The sequence below is a fragment of the Aetokthonos hydrillicola CCALA 1050 genome (genome assembly GCF_017591665.1).
GTDB lineage: Bacteria > Cyanobacteriota > Cyanobacteriia > Cyanobacteriales > Nostocaceae > Aetokthonos > Aetokthonos hydrillicola.
The window spans coordinates 1-2,148 of record NZ_JAAKGC010000302.1 but is presented as its reverse complement, the minus strand read 5'-3'; the positions used below and the strand labels follow the sequence as shown (position 1 = coordinate 2,148).

1 protein-coding gene and 2 pseudogenes are annotated in these 2,148 nt (G+C 43.2%); 1 reads left to right on the top strand and 2 read right to left on the bottom strand.

Translation table 11 applies throughout. The annotated features are described in order from the left end of the window. A pseudogene (locus tag G4P69_RS37225) lies at positions 1-600 on the bottom strand (IS110 family transposase); the annotation flags it as partial. 41 nt (positions 601-641) lie between these two features. Here G4P69_RS37225 and G4P69_RS37220 point away from each other — a divergent pair. Continuing rightward, positions 642-1,319, top strand: coding sequence for an acyl-CoA desaturase (locus G4P69_RS37220; RefSeq protein WP_208354904.1), 678 nt, complete (start codon positions 642-644; stop codon positions 1,317-1,319). Positions 1,320-1,772: 453 nt separating this feature from the next. On the opposite strand, the pseudogene G4P69_RS37215 reads toward G4P69_RS37220, so the two are convergent. Next, positions 1,773-2,148, bottom strand: a pseudogene (locus G4P69_RS37215) (amino acid transporter); the annotation flags it as partial.

The window sequence follows — 2,148 nt, the reverse complement described above, 5'->3', positions numbered from 1 at the left end:
TTGGGGAGCATTTCCTGGTTGCTTTTTACCACGACGTTTTGGTTTACCAATAGGATTAGCTTTAACATTTATTTTATCTGCAAATCCAGTCAAACACTGCTCAATCTGAGCGTCGCATTCAGTAATTTGTGTCTGGTAAAATTTATAGAGTGCTAGTTCTTGTGACAATACAAACACTAGTTCTGGTCGATAATCTCCAGTCAAAGCAGCAGCGATGTTCGTACTACTAGCTTTAATATGCTCATCTTTTAGGGTTGCCAACTTTTGGGGGTTACGTTCACCAGAAACAATGGCGTTGATAATTGCCATACCCGTGATACCTGTAATATCACTAATGACTCGATGTAATTGTACGTTCATTTCAGTCAATGCTTTTTGCATCCGCAGTACGTGAACAGAAGCACTTTTAATTAGGTTGTCTCGTTGCCGAATATAACTGCGGAGGGTGCAAATTTGGTCTTCTGGACGAAACGACCCTGCTAACAAACCGTAAGTATGTAATTGTTGCAGCCACTGGCAATCTAATACGTCAGTCTTACGACCAGGCACAGTTTTCACATAGTGAGCATTAACAAGCTTAACTTCAAACCCCCTGCTTTCATCGATACTTTGCACACAAAGCTTTCAAGTCAAACAAAGTCATAGAGATCACTCTAGCCATTCTTGGGTCTATGGCTGCTCAAGGACCTGTAATTTTTTGGGTAGCTACTCATAGATGCCATCATCAGTACAGCGACCAGCCCAACGATCCTCATTCACCTCGTCTTCATGGAAACGGAATTTATAATCAATTACGCGGACTATACTATGCCCATATTGGCTGGCTGTTTGAGAGCTTGATTGTGAATCCATTAATTTTTGCCAAAGACTTGGTTCACAACTCTAGCATTGTCAAAATTAATCAGCTTTACCTAATTTGGATAATACTAGGTCTTGCTATTCCTACGGCTATAGAAGGGATTGTTACACGAAGTAGTATTGGAGCATTCCAAGGGTTTATGTGGGGAGGAATTGTCCGAATCTTCTTATCTCACCACATGACTTGGTGCATCAATTCCGTTACCCATGTCTTTGGTCGCCACCGTTTTGAAAACGCTGATCAAAGCGGAAATATTATTTGGCTTGCCATTGTAACTCTTGGAGAAGGGTGGCATAACAATCATCATGCTTTCCCCAACTCGGCAAAGTTTGGGATGAAATGGTGGCAATTCGATCTAGGTTACTGGGTTATCCGGTCTGTTGAACTAACAGGTATGGCTTGGGATGTTAAAAGTCCAACACCAGGCATGATACAGGCTAAACAGATTACTTCTTTCTAAGGGAGATCCATAAAAACAAGTGAAGCATCCAATAAAAATTCACTCACTAATTGTGTCTGTGTACCAAGGCAGTTGCCGTCAAATCAAATACCAGCCGCTACATTGTCTAGGCTCAAAAACGGACAATAGAGCGATTGCACGCACTATTCCACTGCCAAAAAATACAAGGGAGGAGGACTAATACTGAGAAAAAAGGGAGGCTTCTTGCTTAAAAGTTCTGGACTTAGACGCCGGAGTACCGGCTAACGCTCCGCTATCAGACCAAGTAGTTGTGCTGATCGCCTCCCTTTTTTCTTGCGTCAACGTGCGTGTACCTGGACAGAATGAGTGCGTGCAGATTGCATCCTCTCCTATTCGTCTACATCCCAAACTGGGACTCAAGTTGTCCGATATGTACTGTCTTTCACCCCAACCCATTGGTGTTAATTACAATGGGACTATTCAAGGCGTTGTTCATCCTCCAATATGAATGGAAGGACGACGCTGGGGATTTTTCTCAGCCTGGCGCAGCACTTCACGGGTAACCACAGCTATATCGCCCTCCCCAAACAAAATAAAACGCAGCAGGTAATCCATCGGGTTGCCCTCTGGCCAGTTAAAATAGGCATGTGGAATTTTACCGGTCAAATCACGAAGATATAGAAGTATGGCAGCAATGGTGTTAGGGACAGCTGCACTCTCAGCACGTAGAATTCGGTAGCCACCAACTTCCAATCCTTTGAGTGTCACAATGTTTTCAAATTCTGAAGCGTCAGATACCAGAATCTCTAGAAAAAGGATGGGATCGCTCAGCGGAATATGATTATCATTGCGCATCTGTTGCTCCTTT